Here is a 16294-nt window from a genome sequence, read left to right as displayed (position 1 = left end):
TATGCCGCCGAGCGGGCTCAGCGGCATACGCACCGCTTGTCGTTAGGTGGCCTTCTCAGACCTCTTCGACGCTGGACGGCTCACGCCGGCTCAGGTCGATACCGAGCTCCTCCGCCGCGCGGAAGACCTCCTCGTCGGACTCCTTCATCTCGATCGTCGTGCCGTCGGAGCTCAGGACCTCGACGTTGAGACACAGGGACTGCATCTCCTTGAGGAGGACCTTGAACGACTCCGGGATGCCCGAGTCGGGGATGTTCTCGCCCTTGACGATGGCCTCGTAGACCTTCACGCGACCGGGAACGTCGTCCGACTTGATCGTCAGCAGCTCCTGGAGCGTGTAGGCGGCGCCGTACGCCTCGAGGGCCCAGACCTCCATCTCACCGAAGCGCTGGCCACCGAACTGGGCCTTACCGCCGAGCGGCTGCTGGGTGATCATGGAGTACGGACCCGTCGAACGAGCGTGGATCTTGTCGTCGACGAGGTGGTGGAGCTTGAGGATGTACATATAGCCGACGGCGACGGGCTCCGGGAACGGCTCGCCGGAGCGGCCGTCGAAGAGGCGCGTCTTGCCCGAGGCGTCGATGAGGCGGACCCCGTCGCGCGTCTTGAGCGTCGAGTCGAGCAGACCCGTGACGACGTCCTCGGAGGCACCGTCGAAGACCGGCGTCGCCACGCGCGTGCCCGCAGGGGCCTCGTGCGCGTCGGGCGCGATCTCCTTGGCCCACTCCGGGCTGCCCTCGATCTTCCAGCCGCGCGAGGCGGCCCAGCCGAGGTGCAGCTCGAGGATCTGGCCGAGGTTCATTCGACGGGGAACACCGTGCGGGTTGAGCACGACGTCGACCGGCGTGCCGTCCTCGAGGAAGGGCATGTCCTCGACCGGGAGGATCTTGGAGATGACACCCTTGTTGCCGTGGCGGCCGGCGAGCTTGTCACCGTCGGTGATCTTGCGCTTGTTGGCCACGTAGACGCGGACGAGCTGGTTGACGCCGGGCGGCAGGTCGTCGCCCAGGTCGGCACGGAACTCCTTGACGCCGATGACCGTGCCGGTCTCGCCGTGGGGAACCTTGAGCGAGGTGTCGCGGACCTCCCGGGCCTTCTCACCGAAGATGGCGCGCAGCAGGCGCTCCTCCGGCGTCAGCTCGGTCTCGCCCTTGGGCGTGACCTTGCCGACGAGCAGGTCGCCGTCGCGGACCTCGGCGCCGACGCGGATGATGCCGCGCTCGTCGAGGTCGGCGAGGACCTCCTCGGAGACGTTCGGGATGTCCCGGGTGATCTCCTCGGGGCCGAGCTTCGTGTCGCGGGCGTCGACCTCGTGCTCCTCGATGTGGATCGAGGAGAGGACGTCGTCCTGGACGAGACGCTGGCTGAGGATGATCGCGTCCTCGTAGTTGTGGCCCTCCCACGACATGAACGCCACGAGCAGGTTGCGCCCGAGCGCCATCTCGCCACCGTCGGTCGCGGGACCGTCGGCGATGACGCCACCGGCCTCGAGACGGTCGCCCTCGTTGACGACGACGACCTGGTTGTAGCTCGTGCCCTGGTTGGAGCGCGCGAACTTGGCGATGCGGTAGGTCTGGTACGTGCCGTCGTCGTTGGCGACGGTGACGAGGTCGGCCGACACCTCCTGGACGACACCGGCCTTCTCGGCACGGACGACGTCGCCCGAGTCGAGGGCGGCGCGGAACTCCATGCCGGTACCGACGATCGGCGCCTCGCTCTTGACGAGCGGGACGGCCTGACGCTGCATGTTGGCGCCCATGAGCGCGCGGTTGGCGTCGTCGTGCTCGAGGAACGGGATCATCGCAGTCGCGGCCGAGACCATCTGGCGCGGCGAGACGTCCATGTAGTCGACCTCGTCGCCGGGGACGAGCTCGACCTCTCCACCCTTGGTGCGCACGAGCACGCGGTCCTCGGTGAAGTTGTTCTGCTTGTCGAGCGGCGCGTTGGCCTGCGCGACGACGTAGCGGTCCTCCTCGTCGGCGGACAGGTAGTCGACGTCGTCGGTCACGTGACCGCCGGTCACCTTGCGGTACGGCGTCTCGATGAAGCCGAACGCGTTGATGCGACCGTAGGACGCGAGCGAGCCGATGAGGCCGATGTTCGGGCCTTCCGGCGTCTCGATCGGGCACATGCGGCCGTAGTGCGACGGGTGGACGTCACGGACCTCCATCTGGGCGCGGTCACGGGAGATACCACCCGGGCCGAGCGCGGACAGGCGACGCTTGTGCGTCAGACCCGCGAGCGGGTTGTTCTGGTCCATGAACTGCGAGAGCTGCGAGGTGCCGAAGAACTCCTTGATCGACGCCACCACGGGGCGGATGTTGATCAGGGTCTGCGGGGTGATCGCCTCGACGTCCTGCGTCGTCATGCGCTCGCGGACGACGCGCTCCATGCGCGACAGACCGGTGCGGACCTGGTTCTGGATGAGCTCGCCGACCGAGCGGAGACGACGGTTGCCGAAGTGGTCGATGTCGTCGACCTCGACGCGGACGTCGATCTCCTCGCCGTTCTTGACGCCCTTCATCGAGTCCTGGCCGTCGTGCAGCGTGACGATGAACTTGATCGTCTTGACGATGTCGTCGATCGACAGGGTCGAGTCGTTGATCGAGGCGTCGAGACCGAGCTTCTTGTTCACCTTGTAGCGGCCGACCTTGGCGAGGTCGTAGCGCTTGCCGTTGAAGTAGAGGTTGTCGAGCAGCGTCTGCGCGGCCTCCTTCGTCGGCGGCTCGCCCGGGCGCAGCTTGCGGTAGATGTCGAGCAGCGCGTCGTCCTGGCCCTGGGTGTGGTCCTTCTCCAGGGTGAGGCGCATCGACTCGAACTCGCCGAACTCCTCGAGGATCTGGGCCTCGGTCCAGCCGAGGGCCTTGAGGAGGACCGTGACCGACTGCTTGCGCTTGCGGTCGACGCGGACGCCGACCATGTCGCGCTTGTCGATCTCGAACTCGAGCCAGGCGCCGCGGCTCGGGATGATCTTGGCCGTGTAGATGTCCTTGTCGGACGTCTTGTCGGGCGTGCGCTCGAAGTAGACGCCCGGGCTGCGGACGAGCTGCGAGACGACGACACGCTCGGTGCCGTTGATGATGAAGGTGCCGCGCTCGGTCATGAGCGGGAAGTCGCCCATGAAGACCGTCTGGCTCTTGATCTCACCCGTCTGGGCGTTCATGAACTCGGCGGTGACGAAGAGCGGTGCGTCGTACGTCTGGTCGCGCTCCTTGCACGACTCGATCGTCTTGCGGGTCTCCTCGAAGCGGTGGTCGCGGAACGACAGCGACATGGAGCCGCTGAAGTCCTCGATCGGGGAGATCTCCTCGAAGATCTCCTCGAGCCCGGACCGGTCCGGGACGTCGGTGCGTCCCTCGGCCTTGGCCGCGGCGACGCGAGCCTGCCAGCGCTCGTTGCCGAGCAGCCAGTCGAAGCTCTCCGTCTGAAGCGCCAGGAGGTCGGGGACCTCGAGTGGTTCGCGAATCTTCGCGAAGGACAGACGCCCCGAAGGGGTCTGTGCGGTGGACATGTTCGTCGCAGTACGCGAGGCAGCCAAGGAGGGTCCTTCCACGGGCCTTTTTCGAATCTTCAGATCCGCGTTGCCGCATGGCTCCGCTCGCGGGTCCCGAGGTCATACCGATGCCGGATGGCATGGTGATTGGCCTGACCGAGGTCGCGAAGGGTGGGCATGGGCAGCGCAAAGGCCTAGCCTACCGGTAAAGGGCAGGAGTGTCCAGCCGGGTCAAGAGACGGAGATCGTCTGACGAGGCGCCCACCCGGTCTGGAACGACCGGGTGCCCTCGACGTGACCTGCCACGCCCCCCGAACCGGGAGCTCGCGATGCGAACGCGACGAATATGGCCCTCCGCGGCCCCGACGTCAAGACCCCCGTCCTCGCAGGCGCGTCGCGACACGCCGCCGGAAACGGTCCACGACCCCGCTGACCTGCACGAACACGCCGGGAGGCGGCGTCGGTCAGGACCGTCGGGAGGGCCCCCGCCCTAGCATGGAGCACGCCAGAGATCCGTTGACGTCTCCTTCCGAGAGGGAAGCCATGTCCGATCCGAACCCGCCCGAGCAACCGTCCTTCAACCAGCCGGCCGGGAGCGACCCGACCACACCGCTCCCGAGCAGCCAGCCCACCTCGCCCGCTCCGGGTGCTCCGGGTGCTCCGAGCGCGCCGGGTGCCGGCAGCACGCCTCCCCCGCCGCCGCCCGTGGTGCCGACCGGTGGGTCGAGCGGCATGTCGAGCATCCCCGACCCCGCGAGGGAGGGCGCCGGCTTCTTCACGGCGCTCTTCGACTTCAGCTTCACGAACTTCGTCACGCCGATCCTCGTGCGCTTCGTCTACCTGCTGGCGACCGTGGCGCTCGTCGCGAGCTGGCTCATCTTCGTCTTCGCCGGCTTCGCCAACAGCGTCGGGACCGGTCTCGCCGCGCTCATCCTCGGCCCGATCTTCGTGATCATCTACCTCGCCGTCATCCGCATGACCCTCGAGTTCTACCTCTCGGTCGTCCGGATGAGCGAGGACATCCACAAGCGCCTCCCCCAGGCCTGACCGCCCGGGCCGCCCGCGGCCCCTCCACGTCGAGTGGGCACTCTCCCCGCGGGGAGGGTGCCCACTCGACGTCTGGCGGGACAGCGCCCGGTCGGCGTCAGAGGGCGGGCTGCTGCTGGGTGATGCAGTGGATCCCGCCCCCGCGGTCGAAGAGCGGCCGCGCGTCGACGCCGACCACCCGCCGGCCGGGGTACGCGTCGGCGAGCACCCCGAGGGACGCGTCGTCCTGCTCGTCCCCGAAGGTGCAAGCGATGACGCCGTCGTTGACGACGAGGTGGTTGATGTAGGACCAGTCCACCGGCCCGTCGGCGTCCGCCAGGGTGCGCGGAGCCGGGACCCCGAGGACCTCGAGACGCTCGCCGCGCGCGTCGCGGGCGTCCTCGAGCAGCTCGCGCAGCGCACGCGAGACGGCGTGGTCGGGGTGCGAGGGGTCGTGCTGCTCGTGGAGCAGCACGACGCCCGGGCTCGGGATGGTGGACACGATGTCGACGTGGCCTCGCGTGCCGAACTCGTCGTAGTCGCGGGTCAGGCCCTGCGGCAGCCAGATGCACGTCGTCGCCCCGATGGTGCGGGCGAGCTCTGCCTCGACGTCGCTGCGCGTCAGACCCGGGTTGCGGCCCGGGTCGAGCTGGACCGTCTCGGTGAGCAGGACCGTGCCCAGGCCGTCGACGTGGATGCCACCGCCCTCGTTGACGAGGGAGGATCCGATGACCTCGGCGCCGGAGAGGCCGCCGACGAAGGCACCGATGCGGGCGTCGTGCTCCCACGTGGCCCACGACTGGGCGCCCCAGCCGTTGAAGACCCAGTCGACCGCACCGAGCCGCGAGCCGTCGGCCGACCGGACGAAGGTCGGGCCGATGTCGCGCATCCACGCGTCGTCGAGGGCGGCCGGGACGAGCTCGACGTCGGGGTGCAGGTGCCCGGCGGCCACGTCGAGGTCCGCGGGCACGACGACCATGCGCACGGGCTCGAACTCGGCGACCGCGTTGGCGACGGCGGCCCAGGTGCGACGCGCCGCGGCCACCTCCTCGGGGGTCTCGCCGAGCGTGTAGCCCTGGCTCGGCCACGCCATCCACGTGCAGTCGTGCCGCGCGGTCTCCGCCGGCATCACCCAGCCGTGCTCCCCCACGGCCACCCCGGGCTGTGCCGGGAGGGCGTCGGTCACTGCGTCACCCCACGACGGTGCTCGTCGCGCACCGGGGCGGTCAGGGCGGCATACGAGTCGGGGCGACGGGTCGCGAGGAAGGGAAAGAGCTCGAGCCAGTCGCGTCGCTGCGCGAGGTCGAGGTCGGCGACGAGGACCGCCGCCTCGTCCCGGGGGGCCTGGACGAGGACGCGGCCGTAGGGGTCCGAGACGAACGAGCTGCCGTAGAAGGTGATGAGACCCTCCGTGCCGAAGCGGTTGGGCACGACCATGAAGAGGCCGTTGGCGATGCCGTTGCCGACGATGACCTGCTGCCACAGCGGCTGGGTGTCGAAGTCCGGGTGGTCGGGCTCGGACCCGATCGCCGTGGGGTAGCAGAGCACCTCGGCGCCGCCGAGCGAGTAGAGGCGGGCGACCTCGGGGAACCACTCGTCCCAGCACGTCGGGAGTCCGAGCTTGAGCGACGGATCCTCCAGCGCCACAACGGGGTACGCGTCGTCGGGCGGACCGGGACGGAAGTACTTGTCCTCGTAGTAGCCGGCCGTCACGGGGATGTGGGTCTTGCGGGTGCGGGCCACGACGTCGCCGCTCGGGGCCACGACGACCGCGGTGTTGAAGCCGAGCCCGTCGCCCTCGTCGGCACGCTCGTAGAGCGAGGCGTGGACGTGCACACCGAAGTCGCGGGCCGCGGCGCGGGCGAAGGTCACCGTGGGGCCGGTCTCGAGGTCCTCGGCCGTCGCCGACGGCGTGCCCTCGGGGAGGGTGTCGGCCGGGTATCGCGACAGCGTCAGCTCGGGGAGGAAGACGATCGAGGCGCCCGCTCCGGCGGCCGTCCGGATGCCGTCGCGAAGGGTCTCGACGAGAGCATCCGGGTCGTCGACCCACTCGTGCTGGACGACGCCGACGCGTACGGGCGCGGCCTCCGGCTGGTCGACGCGGGCGAGGGACTCTGGGACGCCATTGGCCTGGATGAGCTTCACAGCGTGCAGTATGCCGCAGCGCCCACGGTGCGGTCCGGGCCTCGGCGCGGGTCCCAGGCCGACCCGCAGGCGGCGCCCGGCTCGCCTCGGTCCCGGACGACCTCGCGGACGCCCGGGACCTTCCCCCTCGTTCCCCCTCTTTCCCCCGTCAGAAGGCGGACAGCTGGCTGACGAGCCAGCGGTCACCCACCTTCCGCATCGTCGCGATGACCCGGTTCTGGTCGATCGCGGGAGCCTGCTGGGCCTTCGTGGTCGTGGCCTGGTTGACGAACGCCATGACCCGCACGGTCGTCCCCTCGCCGCCGTCGCCGTCGGCGTCCATGACGCCGGCGTCGTAGACCTTGGCCTGCACCGTGGCGTCGTTCTTGACGGCCATCGGCTTGATGTCGGTGGCGGCGACCTGGGTGAACTGGTCCTTGAACGGAGAGGTCAGCTGCGGGGTGACCTCGCCGATGTGCTTGTCGAAGGCGGAGCCGCTGTAGCTGAGCAGGCTCTCCAGCGTGGTCCGGGCCGAGCCCACGGCGGCCGTGCGGTCGGTGTCGGAGACCCCGGGACGCAAGGCGTAGACGAGCGAGGCGGCGAGCAGGGCGAGCGCGAGCGTCGCGCCGATGGCCGAGGCCCAGAGACCGGCCGAGCCGCGCGTGCTCCCGCTCGTCTCCACCTGCTCGGCGTCGGCCCGGGACTCGCGCCCGTGGGCCGGTCCGACCGTGCGGTCGCCGACGACGGCGTCGCGCTCCTCGACGCGGGCGTCGGTGGCGACGGGGGCGTCGGGCGCGTCGGGCGCGTTCAGGGGGGCGTCGGCGCTCGTCGTGGCGCCACGGTCGAGGACGGCCGTCGACGGCGCAGAGGCTCCGGCGCCCGTGGACCGGCGGCGGGCGCCGGCCACGCGCTTGCGCGGGCCCGCGGCAGACGCTGCGGACGCGGCGGACGCGGCGAGGGGGCGGCGGGGGTCAGCTGACGAAGTCAAGGGTGCTCACCTTCCAGGCGTCGCCGACCTTCACGAGGTCGAGCCGGAGCCGGTACGTCTTCTTCTCGGGCTTCGGGGTCGAGGCGTTCGAGGTCGGCGCGACGACCCCGACGATGACCTTGGCCGAGTCGTCGTCGCCCGACACGAGCGATGCCTCGGCCCGCTCGACCGTCGAGACGGTCTTGTTGGCGGTGACGACGGGCTTCAGCTGGGCCAGCGTCGACGCGTACTCCTTGCGGAAGGCGCCGGTCGAGTCGTCGAGGACGCGCTTGGTGTCGGCGTCGAACGACGCAGCGTCCATCGTCACGAAGTTGACGGCGATCTGGCGCCCTGCGGCCAGCGCGGCCGCCCGGTTGTCGGCGTCGCGCTGCTGCTGCCACGCCGAGCGTCCCAGGGTCGCCGTCACGGCGACCGCCGCGAGCAGCAGGACGGCGGTGACCGTCCACAGCAGACGCGGGGTGGGACGCCACGTGCGGACACACCTAAGGCCCGCACGTGGCGCGTCGGGGGGACCGGAGCCCACCGCGGCGTCAGTGAGCTCGTGAGGCTCGCGGGTCTCGCGGGTCTCGCGGTCGGTGGAGCTCACGGGCGACCGCTCGGCTCGCTGCGGCCGCTCGGTCTCCGAGCGGGTGGTGACCATCGTCATCGAGGGGGTTTCCTTCCGTCACCGGCTAGCGGAGCGCCTCCTGCATCATCCAGAGCCAGCTCGTGCCGTTGTCGGTCCGTTCGTCGCCACCGGCCGGAGCGACCGGCGACTGGACTGACAACGACGCAGGGCTGCCGGAGGTCACGGCCCGGTTGCCGAGGGCGACCGGAGTGGCCCCGAACGACATGGGGTAGCTCTGACCGCTCTGCCCGCCTCGGGTGGGTTTGGGCGCGTTCTGCGCACCGCGGACGTTGGTGCCCGAGCCGCGCGAGGCGGCACAGTGTGCGTCGAGGTTGACCGGCGGCAGGCCCGTGGTGCGGTGCGGGTCGACCTTCGTCGTGCCCTCGTAGCCCGCCTCGCACGCCTTGGGGTCGTCGACGTTGAGGACGAGCCCGAAGTGCGCGGTGCCGTCGCCGGGCACGACGCTGAAGCCACCCGTCACGACGTCGGGGTAGGTGACGAGCAGCTGCTCGATGCCGTCGAGACGCGCCGTCGTCACGTTGCCGATGGTGATGAAGTTGGCGAGGAGCGCGGCCAGGCTCTGCTTGTTCTCCGAGATGAGAGCGTCGAGCTGCTCGACGGCGACGGACCCCCGGTCGAGGACGACGCGCAGGTCGGGGTCGGCCTCCCGGAGGGCGTCGGCGACGTTCGCGAAGCCGGCCACGCTCGTGCGGATGTCGTCCCCGCTCCTCACCTGCGTGTCGAGGACGATCCGCCCGTCGTCGATGAGGCGGGTCGTCTCGGGCAGCGCCTCGGACGCGGCCGTGGTCAGGGCGTCACCCGAGTCGATGAGCCGCTGCAGGTCGGAGCCGCCACCCTTGAACGCCTCGGCCAGCTCGTCGACCGTCGTGACGAGGGCGTCGCGCGGCACCGACGACACCGTGTCGTCGACGTGCTGGAGCAGCTGGTCGATGCGGAGCGGGAACGCGGTCCGGTCGCGCGGGATGACGTCGCCCGATGCCAGGTAGGGCGCCCGGGCGGTGCGCGGCTGGAGGTCGAGGTACTGCTCGCCCACCGCGGAGCGGTTCTCGACGACCGCCTTGGTGTCCTTCGGGACCTCCGTGCCCCGGTCGAGGCGCGCGTCGACGACGACACCGTCGCCCGAGAGGCGCATCCCCTCGACCTTGCCGACGGTGACACCCCGGTAGGTGACCTCGGCACCGACGAAGATGCCCCCCGACTGGGCGAGGTCGGCGGACACGACGTAGCTGCCGCCGGCGATCTTGTCGGTCAGCCCGACGTAGTTCGCCGACAGGATCGCGACGAGCGCGACGGACAGGAGGGCGAAGGCTGCCAGCTGGAGCCGGACGGTGCGGGTGATCATCGGGAGCCTCCCGTGGGGAAGAGCGTGGACCACGAGGCCGCGTCGGCCGAGCCGGCGCCCGAACCGGACGGGCTCGCACCGAGCAGTCCGCCCGGCAGCGTCGTCGGGAGGGGCAGGCCCGGCACCGACGGCACCGTGACGCTCGGGAGGGGCACCGAGGGCACGGGCACCGACGGCAGCGGCACCGAGGGGAGCGGTAGCCCGGGGACGCCCGGCAGGGTCGGGAGCTTGCCGACACCGAGGTTGCCGGCGATCGTGTCGAGGTCGGTGTCAAGGGTCGCCCAGAGGTTGGTGAAGTCGCCCTTGATCGTGTTCTGGGCGTTGTTGGGGAAGGGGTAGGTCAGGAGCAGCTGGAAGCTCTTCGGCAGGTCGTCACCGGCCTTGTTGAGCTGGCGAAGGATCGGGCTGATGGCCCGGAGGTTGGCCTCGAGGTCGGCCCGCGACCCACGGATGACCCGGGTGCCGACCTCGCCGAGGTCGCGCAGGGCGGTGAGCATCGCCGTGAGCTGCCGACGCTGGTCGGCGAGGATCTTCAGGCCCTTGGGCAGCTCGTCGAGCGCGGCGGCGATCTTGGCCTGGTTCTTCGCCAGGGTCGACGAGAGCCGGTCGATGCTGTCGAGGGCCCGGACGATCTCGCCCTTCTGGGCGTCCAGTCCCCCCACGAACGTGTTGAGTTGCGTGAGCAGGTCCTTGACGTCATCGGAGCGGCCCCGGAGGGCGTTGTTGAGCTCGGCCTCGATGGTCTTCAGCTGTGCGACACCGCCACCGTTGAGCAGCAGCGACATCGCGCCGAGGACCTCCTCCACCTCCGGATTGCGGCTTGTGCGCGACAAGGGGATGCGGTCGCCCTGCCCGAGGCGTCCCGCGGGAGGCACGTCGGTGGGGGCTGCGAGCGCTACGTACTTCTCGCCGAGCAGCGAGGTCTGCTTGAGCTCCGCCGTGGCGTTGTCGGGCAGCACGACGTCGCCGGGGAGCCGGAGCCTCACCGTCGCGGTCCACCCCGTCACCTGGATGTCCTCGACGGAGCCCACCGTGACCTGGTTGACCTTGACCGACGACTGCGGCACGAGGTCGAGCACGTCGGCGAACTCGGCGGTGACCGTGTACGAGTCGTCGCCGGTGCCGGCGCCACCCGGGAGCGGGAGGTCGTACGCGCTGCAGCCCCCGAGGGCGAGGGAGGCCAGCACGATGACGCTGGACCAGCGTCGGGAACGGGAGCGGACGGCATACGTCATCGGGAGCCTCCGAGCAGTCCGCCGAGGGTGGGGTCGGCACCGCGCAGGTTGACGAGGCCGCTCGACTGCGGAGTGCCTTGCAGCGCAGAGCCGCTCGGCAGCGACGGCAGGGTGGGTAGCTTCGGCAGCAGCGCCTTCTTGAGGGAGTCGCACAGCTTGGTGTTGCCCGTCTGCGTCGGCCCCGTGAGGATCGAGCACACGAGCAGCAGCGGGTCGTCGAGGCCCTTCGCGTTGTTGCGGGTGTCGAGGGTGCCGGTCTCGGGGTGGTAGGCGTTCTGGAGGTTCGACAGGGCGACCGGTGCGTTCTCGAGGAGCTGGGCCAGGGCCTGGCGGTTCTTCGCGAACGCGTCGGTCACGGTGACCGCACGGTCGAGGTTGCTCTTGAGCAGCGCTCGGTTGTCGGAGACGAAGCCGGACACCTCGTCGACCGCGACCCCGAGGCTCTCGAGCGTCGCCTTGAGGTTCTCGCGCTCCTCGCTCAGCTGGGTCGCGACCGTCGCGAGGTCGGAGTTGAGCCGGCGCACCTGCGCGTTGTTCGTCGCGAGCATCGAGGTGAAGGACTGGAGGTTCTTCACCGTGCCGAAGAGGTCGTCGCGGCTGCCGGACAGGGTCGAGAGCGCGGTCGAGAGGTCGTGCACCGTGCTGTTGATCTCGGCGCCGTTGCCGTCGAGGTTGGCCGCGGACGTGCGCAGCAGCTCGTTGAGCGCACCGTCCTTGTTGGCGCCGTCGGGGCCGAGAGCGACCATGAGGTCGTCGAGGCTCTGGGACACCCGGTCGAGCTCGACCGGAACAGCCGTGCGCTCCATGGGGATTCGCGTTCCGGCGGCCAGGGCAGGGCCGGCCTCGTAGACGGGGAGCAGCTGGACGTAGCGGTCCGAGACGAGCGACGGCGCGACGATCGCGGCCTTGGCCGAGGCCGGCACGCGGTACTTCTCGTCGTAGCTGAAGGTGACGTGCACGTGGTCGCCCTCGGGCGTCACGGTGTCGACCTGGCCGACCTTGACGCCGAGGATGCGCACGTCGGACCCCGGGTAGAGACCGACGGCCCGGGTGAAGTCGGCGCTGACGGACGTCTGGCCCTGACGGGGCCAGAAGACGACGGCGGCCGCGACGAGCGCGACGACGACGAGGCCGGTGACGACCTTGCCGAGCACGGTGGCCGGGCCGTGGAGCCGGCCGAACGGCATACGGGAGCCCTGGGGCGCGGGCATCAGCGACCACCTCCGGAGGTGCCGGGAAGGAGCAGGTCGGGCAGCGACGTCCCGGGCAGGGCGAGCCCGGGCGTGCCGACGGGCACGATGAGGTTGGAGACCCACGTGTCGAACCAGCGTCCGGTGCCCAGGGTGTTGGCGTAGACCCTCGTGAAGGGCGCCATCGCCTGGATCGTCTTCTGCAGGTCGGCGTCGTGCTCCTGGAGCATCCTGAGCGTCTTGTCGAGCTCGGCGAGCGCCGGCCTCAGCTGTGCCCGGTTGTCGCGTGCGAGGCCGGTCAGCTGCTTGGCGAGCGCCGAGGTGTTGCGGAAGAGCGTGCGGATGTCGTCGCGTCGCTTGACGAGCTCGACCATGAGCAGGTCCGCATCCTTGATGAGCGTGCTGACCTGCTGGTTGCGGCTGCGGACCAGGCCGGTGACGCTGTTGGCCCTCTGGAGCAGGGAGCCCAGCTCGGCGTCGCGGCTCGCCACCGTGCGCGAGAGGCGGGACAGGCCGTCGAGCGTCGCCTTGACGTACTGCGGGCTGTCCTTGAACTCCGTTGCGATGACGGTGAGGGACTTCGCCAGCTGGTCGGTGTCGATGCGCTCGGTCGTCGTCGTGAGGTCCTGGAAGGCGTTGATGACGTCGTAGGAGCTGACGGTGCGCGACACGGGGATCTGCGCCTCCGCGTCGAGCTGGCCCTGGCCCTTGGGGTCGAGCGCGACGTACTTCTCGCCGAGGATCGTCTTCATCCGGATCGAGGCGCCGGTCTGCGGACCGAAGCTCGCGTCGTCGGTGATGGTGAAGTCGACGCGGACGTGGCCGTCCTCGAGGTCGACGCCGGTCACCTTGCCGACCTTGACGCCGGCGATGCGCACGTCGTCGTCGGGCTTGATGCCGCCGGCCTCGGAGAAGGCGGCGCTGTATGCCGTCCCGCCGCCGATGAGCGGAAGGCTGGACGCGTTGAACGCGAGGTAGAGCAGGACCGCGATGACGAGCAGGCCGATCGCACCGATCGGGACCGGGTTGCGCTCTCGGAAGGGGATGCTCATGACTGGCACCTCGCTGACGAGACGTCGTAGGTGGGGCTCACGCCCGGGAGGATCGGGCTCCTGGTGTCGAACTTGCAGAGGTAGAAGTTGAACCACGACCCGTAGGTGGCCGTGCGCGTCAGGGTCGCGATCCGCCCCGGCGCACCGGTGATGAAGTCGTCGAACTCCTTGACGTTGGCCGGCTTGTTGAGCGTCGTGGCCAGGGTGCGCAGCTGGGCGACGTCGTCCTTGATGAGCGGGCGCGTCGAGACGAGCAGGTCGGCGGTCTCGGCCGAGAGGGTGTTGATCCCGGACAGCGAGCGCCCGATCGTCTCGCGGTCGGCCGCGAGGCCGCTCGTGAAGCGCTGGAGCTGGTCGATGAGCGAGAGCAGCTGCTGGTCGTGGGCGTCGACGGTGCCGAGCACGGTGTTGAGGTTGTCGATGGTGCGCCCGATGACGGCGTCGCGGTCGGCGATGGCCGACGTGAGGCTGGCGGTCTTGGCGAGCAGGGTGTTGACGTCGCCACCCTCGCCCTGCAGCGTCTGGATGAGCAGGCCCGAGAGCTCGTTGACGTCGCTCGGCGACAGCGCGGCGAAGAGCGGCTTGAAGCCGTTGAAGAGGACGGTGAGGTCGAGCGCGGGGTGGGTGCGCGTGAGCGGGATCGTCGAGCCGTCGGCGAGCGGCGCAGGCGCGCCGGTGCCCTGGCTCAGCGCGAGGTAGCGCTGGCCGACGAGGTTGCGGTACTTGACCGTCACCTCGGTGCCCTTCGTCAGCACGGAGCTCTTGAGCACGGAGAAGTCGATCTCGGCGGTGGCGCCCTCGGACGTCGCGTCGTGGGCGACCCGCACGTCGGTCACCTCCCCGACCCGGACCCCGGCGATGCGGACGTCCTGACCGGCGATGACGCCCGTGGCGTCGGTGACGACGGCCGTGTAGGTCGCCTTGGAGCCGAGCTGGATGTTGGCGATGGTCAGCGCGAGGATGCTCGTCGCGAAGAGGGTGACCGCCGCGAACACGAGGAGCTTGACGAGTGAGCCCTTGACCTTCATCGGGTGCTCACCACCGTGCCGCGCATCATCGGCCCGGCGAGCAGGGTCCGGATGCCGCTCGCGCCGGCGTCGGACGGCTGGCCGTCGCGGTCGAGGAGCGCTCCGACGACGCGCTGCTCGTCGACCGTGCCGGCGCTGCCGGAGTCGGCCGCGGAGGCGTTGCCGAGCAGCGCCTGGGGCACCGCCGAGAAGGGCGTCGCGTCGCTCGCGGGCTGCGTGCCGTCGTCGAAGTGGTTGCCGGCGAAGGGGTTCGCCTGCGAACCGTCGGGCGACGGGAGGCCGTAGCAGTGCGGCCCGCGCTTGTCGTCCCAGCGCGGCTCCTCCCCCGGCTCGTACGGCTTGCGGGGAGGCACGACCTCGAGGGTGATGTGGAAGGTGCCGCCCGCGAAGGCGGCGTTGGCGCGCGGGAGCCAGTTGACGAGGCCCGAGGCCACGCACGGGTAGACCGGGGAGTACTCGGCGAGCAGCTGGAGCGTGGGCTTGCTGACCTGGCCGACCTGGATGATGCGCTCCTCGTTGTCACGCAGGAAGCCGGCCGCCTCGTTGGCGAACCCCGCCGTGCCGACGAGGAAGGCCGCGAGCTGCTGGTCCTTCTCGACGATGGTCCTGTTCGTGACGCGGAGCGACTCGGTGAGGCGGAAGAAGTCGGGAGCGACGCCGGCGTAGAGGTCGGCGGTGTCGGCGAGCAGGGAGATGTCTCGCTGGATCGTCGGCATGCTGGGGTTGAGCGCCTTGAGGTAGCGGTCGACGAGCACGAGGTTGCGGCCGATCTGGTCGCCGCGGCCGTCGAGCGTCGTCGACAGCGCGTTGAGCGTCGTCGCGAGCTTGGCCGGCTGCACGGTGCGCAGCAGCGGGTAGAGGTTGTCGAGGACCGTCTCGAGCTCGATCGACACCCGGCTGCGGTCCTGCGGGATCGTGTCGCCGGCCTCGATGGGCCGGGCGTTCGACGTCGCCGTGACGAGGTCGACGTAGCGCTCGCCGAAGAGGGTCTTGGGCAGCAGTCGGGCGCTGACGTTCGACGGGATCTTGGCGACCTCGTCGGGCTGGAGCGCGAGCTCGAGCCGCGCACCCGTCGGGGTCGCCTCGACGTGGCGCACCTCGCCGACGAGCAGACCGCGGAGCTTGACGTCCGAGCTCTCCTGCAGCTGGCTGCCGAGGCGGTCGGTCTCGAGGGTGACCATGACCACCGGCGTGAAGCGCTTCTGGAAGGAGGCGATCGCCAGGCCCACGAGCAGCGCCAGCACGACGAGGAAGACGATGCCGTATGCCTTCACGCCGATGCGCCAGCGCGTGAGCTGGGTGAGGGGCCCGGGACTGGTGTCGCTCATCCGGCGATCCTCACGCTCGTCGTGGCTCCCCCGATGGCGAGGGACAGGAAGAAGTCGACGATGTTGATGGCGACGATCGACGTGCGCACCGCGGTGCCGACGGCGACGCCGACACCGGCCGGGCCGCCCGACGCGGTGTAGCCGTAGTAGCAGTGGATGAGGATGATGACAACGGCGAAGACCATGACCTTCGCGAACGACCAGAACACGTCACCCGGTGGCAGGAACAGGTGGAAGTAGTGGTCGTAGGTGCCCTCCGACTGCCCGAAGTACGCCGTCGAGATGAAGCGCGTGGCGGCGTACGAGCTGAGCAGGCCGAGGACGTAGAGCGGGATGACGGCGATGAAGCCGGCGATCATGCGGGTCGTCACGAGGAAGGGCAGCGACGGGATGCCCATGACCTCGAGGGCGTCGACCTCCTCCGAGATGCGCATCGCACCGAGCTGTGCGGTGAAGCCGCAGCCGACGGTGGCCGCGAGCGCCAGCCCCGCGACGAGCGGGGCGATCTCGCGGGTGTTGAGGTAGGCCGAGAAGAAGCCGGTGAAGGCCCCGGTGCCGAGCTGCTCCAGCGAGGAGTAGCCCTGCAGGCCGACCTCGGTGCCGGTGAAGAAGGCGAGGAAGGCGATGACGCCCACCGTGCCGCCGATGACCGAGAGTGCGCCGGTGCCGAGGGAGACCTCGGCCAGCAGCCGGATGACCTCCTTCTTGTAGCGCCGCAGCGTGCGCCCGCTCCACGCGAGCGAGCGCACGTAGAAGCGCATCTGCTCGCCGAGCGAGTCGAGCGCGCGGGAGGGCCGGCTCGCGAGGTGGAGCAGCCGCTCCGTGCCCGGTCGAGCCCGGTTCTGGGTCTTCGTGGCCAT

Annotated in this window: 13 protein-coding genes; 1 reads left to right on the top strand and 12 read right to left on the bottom strand. The window is 70.2% G+C overall.

The features are described 5' to 3' along the window. Positions 1-55 precede the first annotated feature (55 nt). A complete protein-coding gene (rpoB, locus tag ACSQ2D_RS05155; protein ID WP_435984937.1) occupies positions 56-3538 on the bottom strand; it encodes a DNA-directed RNA polymerase subunit beta in 3483 nt (1160 codons plus the stop codon). A 498-nt stretch (positions 3539-4036) separates the two neighbouring features. On the opposite strand from rpoB, the gene ACSQ2D_RS05150 reads away from it, so the two are divergent. Then, complete coding sequence (locus ACSQ2D_RS05150) at positions 4037-4540, top strand: DUF4282 domain-containing protein (protein ID WP_435984936.1); 504 nt, start codon at positions 4037-4039, stop codon at positions 4538-4540. A gap of 97 nt (positions 4541-4637) precedes the next feature. On the opposite strand, the gene ACSQ2D_RS05145 is transcribed toward ACSQ2D_RS05150, so the two are convergent. The 11 genes from ACSQ2D_RS05145 to ACSQ2D_RS05095 all read right to left on the bottom strand — a co-directional run bounded on the left by ACSQ2D_RS05145 (position 4638) and on the right by ACSQ2D_RS05095 (position 16294). Beyond that, the gene (locus ACSQ2D_RS05145) at positions 4638-5648 is read right to left on the bottom strand and encodes an agmatine deiminase family protein (protein WP_435987817.1); all 1011 of its coding nucleotides are present in this window, start codon (positions 5646-5648) and stop codon (positions 4638-4640) included. A 53-nt stretch (positions 5649-5701) separates the two neighbouring features. Beyond that, positions 5702-6664 carry a nitrilase-related carbon-nitrogen hydrolase gene (locus ACSQ2D_RS05140; protein ID WP_435984935.1) on the bottom strand — a complete coding sequence of 321 codons (963 nt, stop codon included), beginning with the start codon at positions 6662-6664 and terminating at the stop codon, positions 5702-5704. Positions 6665-6812: 148 nt separating this feature from the next. Beyond that, entirely contained in the window at positions 6813-7631 is an 819-nt protein-coding gene (locus tag ACSQ2D_RS05135; RefSeq protein WP_435984934.1) for a hypothetical protein, read from the bottom strand. Continuing rightward, complete coding sequence (locus ACSQ2D_RS05130; protein ID WP_435984933.1) at positions 7615-8277, bottom strand: hypothetical protein; 663 nt, start codon at positions 8275-8277, stop codon at positions 7615-7617. Before ACSQ2D_RS05130 ends, ACSQ2D_RS05135 begins: the two co-directional genes overlap by 17 nt. Before the next feature lie 25 nt (positions 8278-8302). Beyond that, positions 8303-9601, bottom strand: a complete 1299-nt coding sequence (locus ACSQ2D_RS05125; RefSeq protein WP_435984932.1) for an MCE family protein — start codon at positions 9599-9601, stop codon at positions 8303-8305. Continuing rightward, positions 9598-10836: an MCE family protein gene (locus ACSQ2D_RS05120; RefSeq protein ID WP_435984931.1), complete on the bottom strand. Its 1239-nt coding sequence runs from the start codon at positions 10834-10836 to the stop codon at positions 9598-9600. The genes ACSQ2D_RS05125 and ACSQ2D_RS05120 overlap by 4 nt, the downstream gene beginning before the upstream one ends. Then, positions 10833-12047 carry an MCE family protein gene (locus ACSQ2D_RS05115; protein WP_435984930.1) on the bottom strand — a complete coding sequence of 405 codons (1215 nt, stop codon included), beginning with the start codon at positions 12045-12047 and terminating at the stop codon, positions 10833-10835. The genes ACSQ2D_RS05120 and ACSQ2D_RS05115 overlap by 4 nt, the downstream gene beginning before the upstream one ends. Beyond that, the gene (locus ACSQ2D_RS05110) at positions 12047-13078 is read right to left on the bottom strand and encodes an MCE family protein (protein ID WP_435984929.1); all 1032 of its coding nucleotides are present in this window, start codon (positions 13076-13078) and stop codon (positions 12047-12049) included. The genes ACSQ2D_RS05115 and ACSQ2D_RS05110 overlap by 1 nt, the downstream gene beginning before the upstream one ends. Continuing rightward, positions 13075-14106: an MCE family protein gene (locus ACSQ2D_RS05105; protein ID WP_435984928.1), complete on the bottom strand. Its 1032-nt coding sequence runs from the start codon at positions 14104-14106 to the stop codon at positions 13075-13077. Before ACSQ2D_RS05105 ends, ACSQ2D_RS05110 begins: the two co-directional genes overlap by 4 nt. Further along, positions 14103-15434, bottom strand: coding sequence for an MCE family protein (locus ACSQ2D_RS05100; protein ID WP_435984927.1), 1332 nt, complete (start codon positions 15432-15434; stop codon positions 14103-14105). The genes ACSQ2D_RS05105 and ACSQ2D_RS05100 overlap by 4 nt, the downstream gene beginning before the upstream one ends. After that, the gene (locus tag ACSQ2D_RS05095; protein WP_435984926.1) at positions 15431-16294 is read right to left on the bottom strand and encodes an MlaE family ABC transporter permease; all 864 of its coding nucleotides are present in this window, start codon (positions 16292-16294) and stop codon (positions 15431-15433) included. The genes ACSQ2D_RS05100 and ACSQ2D_RS05095 overlap by 4 nt, the downstream gene beginning before the upstream one ends.

Origin of the sequence: Terrabacter sp. LjRoot27 (assembly GCF_964254175.1) — a bacterium.
Classification (GTDB): Bacteria; Actinomycetota; Actinomycetes; order Actinomycetales; family Dermatophilaceae; genus Terrabacter.
The sequence above is the reverse complement of the archived record's forward strand: the minus strand, read 5'-3'. Positions and strand labels throughout refer to the sequence as shown.